The following is a 4,856-nucleotide window of genomic DNA, read 5'->3' as shown; positions in this document are numbered from 1 at the left end:
ACCTTTTTCAATAATGCCTGCGCTTCTTCTTTAGTGAGTATCGGCATAATTAAATGTTTCTGGCTGTGTTAATAACATTGATACCTTTAAAGTGGGCCGTAGCCGAACCGTGCGATACGGCGCTGGATTGCATGGGCTGGCCCTTGCCGTCGAAAAAGGAGCCACCGAGGCGGTAATCCCGTTCATCCGCAATACCCACACAGGCGTTCCAGAACTCCTGGGTATTACTCTGGTACGCTACATCCTTCAACATCCCCACTATTTTTCCATTCTTTATTTCGTAGAATAACTGTCCACCAAACTGGAAATTATACCGTTGCTGGTCGATGGAGAAAGAACCATCACCAACGATGTAAATTCCTTTTTCAACATTTTTGATCAGGTCGGCCGGCGTTTTACCATTGGGCCCAGGCTGCAACGAGATATTTGGCATTCGCTGGAACTGCACGCTGCTCCAGTTATCGGCGTAACAACAGCCCTGTGATTCCTGAAGACCTAAGATATGCGCCTGATCACGGATGGCCTGGTAGTTTACCAGGATGCCATTTTTGATAATATCCCATTTTTTAGTGCCTACTCCTTCATCATCATAACCAACCGCACCCAGTGAGCCGGGTTGCGTTTTGTCGGCAAAAATGTTCACCTTATCATTCCCAAAATTGAACTTTTTAGATTGCCACTTATCAAGTGTAAGAAAACTGGTGCCTGCAAAGTTGGCTTCATACCCTAACACGCGGTCGAGTTCCGACGGATGACCCACCGATTCGTGTATGGTAAGCCATAAGTGCGAAGGATCGAGTACCAGGTCGTATTTGCCTGGCTCCACCGATTTGGCTTTCAGCTTCTCGCCCGCCTGGATGGCGCCGTTGCGCGCATCTTCCAGCATATCGTAACGCTGTTTATACAATGTCGTAACACCCTGTATTTTATCGGAGGCTCTTGGTTGCAGGTATTCGTACCCCATCCCCATCGGCGCGCTTAGCGCACCACGTGTTTCGAATTTACCCGTAGCCGCATCAATCTTTGTAATATTAAAAGTAGGCCAGATGCGGTGAATGTCCTGATCAATGTAAGAACCATCGGTACTGGCAAAATACTTTTGTTCGTTTACCAGGAACAGGATGGAGTTTACATAATTAGCGCCGCCCTTCAACGCTGCATCGTTCACCCCCAACAGCAAATCTGCCTTTTCTTTGATGGGCACGTCAAACGCATTACGTTCTATCGGCGCCTTCCAGCTTACCTCTCCATACCCTTTTTGCGGAACGAGCTGCACTGGCTCTGTAAGCAGCCGACTGTTCTCTTTCGCGATAGATACTGCCAGTTCCGCTGCTTTGGCAATGCTGTCTGTATCGGTACGATCAGTAGCTGCAAATCCCCAGCTGCCATTGGCGATTACGCGTATACCTACTCCATAAGATTCAGTATTGACGATGTTCTCCACTTTATCTTCACGTGTAACCACATACTGGTTGAGGTAACGGCCGATACGTACATCGGTATAAGTGGCTCCTTTGCTGCGGGCAGCGTTCAGCGCCACATCGGCCAGCTGCTTTTTAACCGCAACATCGATGCTGTACCAGGGGGTATCTGCAGGCACGGCATGCCCTATCAGCGGGATATTGGCCAATAACCCGGCGCCGATACTCATGCCTGTGTATTGAAGGAAATCTCTTCTTTTCAAGGCGTTTATTTTTGGGGATGAAGAATTAAATTAGACGGCGTCCGACAAAGAGCTGAACGTAAAGTCGCGCACTTTGATGGGCGGAATAAGAAAACTTCTGTAAGACTCAATACTTACGCTTCGTTCTGTTTTCCCTAATGCTTCCACATTGTTAAGCATGATCACCGGGCTTTCGTTGAAGCGCATGTTTTTGATCGGATGTTTGATTTTGCCGTTCTCAATGTAAAAAGTTCCGTCACGCGTAAGCCCTGTAAGCAACAGGGTTTGTGCATCCACAAGGCGAATGTACCATAACCGCGACACGAGTATGCCTCGTTCGGTGCTTTTAATCAGGTCGTCGAGCGAGGCATCGCCGCCTTCCATAATGATATTAGAACCACCAGGAACAGGTTGTACGCCTTTCTTTTGGGCCCAGTATTGGGAATAGGTAAGATTTTTAACAACACCTTTATCGATCCAGGTTGTTTTTTCCAGCGGGAAACCATCGCGGTTCCAGGTACCGGCGGGCAGGCGCGGATCAAAAGGATCAGAGTAGATCGTCACTTTATCATCCATCAGCTGTTCGCCCAGCCTGTTTCCGCCACCGGGTTTGCTCATAAAGCTACGTCCCTCGTCCGCATTTCTCGCATCTAATCCACGGAACATATTTTCGAGCATATACGTCGCAGCCACCGGCTCCAGTATCACGGTATATTTGCCTGGCTCTATCGCTTTGGCAGTAGCCGAGCTATTGGCTTTTTGCGCCGCTATTTTCGTCGCCTCCAGCGTATCCAACTGCCTGATATCATTAAAACCCCTGGCCGCAAATCCTGAACCGGTACCGGCCTGGTTGCGGGTGGTGATGGTAAACACCACATCGGTAGATTTGTTATAAGCGAACAAACCTTTCGAGTTCATGATCGCATCAAAGCCAGTTGTATTCTCGATATAACCGGCCGCTTCGAGCTTTGCTTCCTTCGCCACTTTAATGCTTTTACCCACTGCATCAGCACGCGTATCGGCTGTCATAGCAGCTGTTTCATCCACGTAAGTGATTGAATCCTTAAACTCCGCAGGCCCACGCAGCGGCATGTATTCCGGATTTTCCGGAGCCAGTTGCGCCAATTCTTCAGCCCTGGATACTACTTTTTTTAGGGCCTCGTCTGTAAATTCGTTGATAGAGGCAGACCCGGTTTTCTTACCGAAAGTAGAACTAACGGAAAGACTCAGCGTACTGATGTCGCCCGCCGTTGATATAGCATTGCGCGCATAACGGATATTACCACTTTCCGCACCGCGAAGCGATACTTCGCATTCGTCGGCTTTGGAGTAGGATAATACCTTTTTAAGTAATGCCTGCGCTTCTTGTTTATTTAATATTGCCATGGTAATGTCGTCAGATTTTTCTTGCTGTGTTAATAACGTTTACACCATTAAAACGGGTGGTAGATGAGCCGTGCGATACGGCGTTAGACTGGCCTGGCTGACCTTTGCCATCGTTAAATGCACCACCGAGGCGGTAATCGCTCGCGTCTGCAATAGCCGAACAGCTGTTCCAGAATTCCTGCGTGTTGGCCTGGTAAGCCACGTCTTTTAACATGCCTACAATCTGCCCATTCCTTACCTCATAAAACGTTTGTCCGCCAAACTGGAAGTTGTAACGCTGCTGATCGATAGAGAAAGAACCATCACCAATAATGTAGATACCTTTTTCCACGTTTTTGATCATATCGCTTACACTCAGTTTGGCTTTGCCTGGCTGAAGCGAAACGTTTGGCATACGCTGGAACTGCACATCACTCCAGCTTTGCGCATAACAGCAGCCCTGAGAAGCGTTGAGCCCAATAATGTGAGCCTGGTCGCGGATGGCCTGATAGTTAACCAGTACTCCATCTTTTATGATTTCCCACTCGCCGCATTTCACACCTTCATCATCGTAACCAACTGCGCCCAGGGAGCCTTTCTGCAATTTATCAGCATGAATGTTTACGATATCGCTGCCGAACTTGAAGTTTTTTGATTTCCATTTGTCGAGCGTAAGAAAGCTGGTACCTGCATAATTGGCTTCGTAACCCAGTACTCGGTCCAGTTCTGTGGGGTGGGCTACTGATTCGTGAATGGTTAGCCAAAGGTGCGAAGGATCGAGTATCAGGTCGTATTTGCCTGGCTCCACGGACTTTGCTTTCAGCTTCTGTTCAACATCGGCTGTGGCGTTTTTCACGTCTTCCAGCATATCGTAGCGGCTTTTGTAGCGGGTGGTAACACCGGCTACTTTATCCGCCGCGCTGGCCGTAAGGTATTCGTATCCCATACCTACGGGTGAACTCAGCGATTTACGCGTTTCGAATTTACCCGAAGCCCGGTCTATCCTGGTTACTGTGAAGGTGGGAAATAAACGGTGAACATCCTGGTCGATATAAGAACCATCAGTAGAGGCGAAGAATTTCTGCTCATTAATGGCCATGATAGCCGAATTCACGAAGTTAGCACCACCTGCTAAGGCAATGCCATTCACCTTTAACAGGAGATCCACTTTATCTTTTACAGGAACAGAAAAAGCACTTTGTTCGATAGGCGTGTTCCACTTCACATCTCCATATCCCTTCTGCGGTGCCAGCTGAACCGGCGAATCGCTTACCCTGGAATTGGCTTTGGCAACTGCTACTGCCTTTTCGGCTGTACGGGCTATTGCTTCTTTCGTCACCTCATTGGTAGCGGCAAATCCCCAACAGCCGTTGGCAATCACGCGTATGCCCGCCCCGAATGATTCCGTGTTGGCGATGTTCTGCACACGGGTTTCGCGGGTGGTCACAATCTGGTTCAAATACCTGCCTATGCGCACGTCCACGTAAGTTGCACCTTTAGCTGTAGCGGCGTTTAAAGCCACATCGGCCAGTTGCTTCTTCAGTGTTACGTCCATTCCGTCGTTGAGAAATGCTGCCGGGTCTACCGGGTTGCCCATGAGGCGGAAGTTAGGCGCGAATAGTGCGCCCAGGCCCATGGCAGACATCTGGATAAAATCTTTACGTTTCAAAGTCCCCTCCTGATTTTGGTTGTTATTTACTCAATTTAAAAAATATTCAGAGAATGTTTGTTCCCATTTATCACAATTTCCGCTCTATCCACAAAAAAGCCAGGCCGCCAAGTAATGGTATGATCAGCCACCATTCGTACCGGGTCTGTTTACGGGCAA

General features: G+C 48.5%; 3 protein-coding genes. All 3 read right to left on the bottom strand.

Going from position 1 to position 4,856, the window contains the following annotated elements:
* Nucleotides 1-49: 49 nt before the first annotated feature.
* The 3 genes from QZT80_RS23665 to QZT80_RS23655 are packed head-to-tail and all read right to left on the bottom strand — an operon-like array spanning nucleotide 50 to nucleotide 4,697.
* On the bottom strand, nucleotides 50-1,684 hold the full coding sequence (locus QZT80_RS23665; protein ID WP_295128257.1) for a TldD/PmbA family protein: 1,635 nt from the start codon (nucleotides 1,682-1,684) through the stop codon (nucleotides 50-52).
* Nucleotides 1,685-1,714: 30 nt separating this feature from the next.
* Nucleotides 1,715-3,049 carry a TldD/PmbA family protein gene (locus QZT80_RS23660; RefSeq protein ID WP_295128254.1) on the bottom strand — a complete coding sequence of 445 codons (1,335 nt, stop codon included), beginning with the start codon at nucleotides 3,047-3,049 and terminating at the stop codon, nucleotides 1,715-1,717.
* A 10-nt stretch (nucleotides 3,050-3,059) separates the two neighbouring features.
* On the bottom strand, nucleotides 3,060-4,697 hold the full coding sequence (locus QZT80_RS23655) for a TldD/PmbA family protein (protein WP_295128251.1): 1,638 nt from the start codon (nucleotides 4,695-4,697) through the stop codon (nucleotides 3,060-3,062).
* Between the last annotated feature and the right edge of the window lie 159 nt (nucleotides 4,698-4,856).

The organism is uncultured Chitinophaga sp., assembly GCF_902168175.1.
Lineage (GTDB): Bacteria > Bacteroidota > Bacteroidia > Chitinophagales > Chitinophagaceae > Chitinophaga.
Note: the sequence above shows the minus strand (reverse complement) of the source record. Positions and strands in the feature narration are given on the sequence as shown.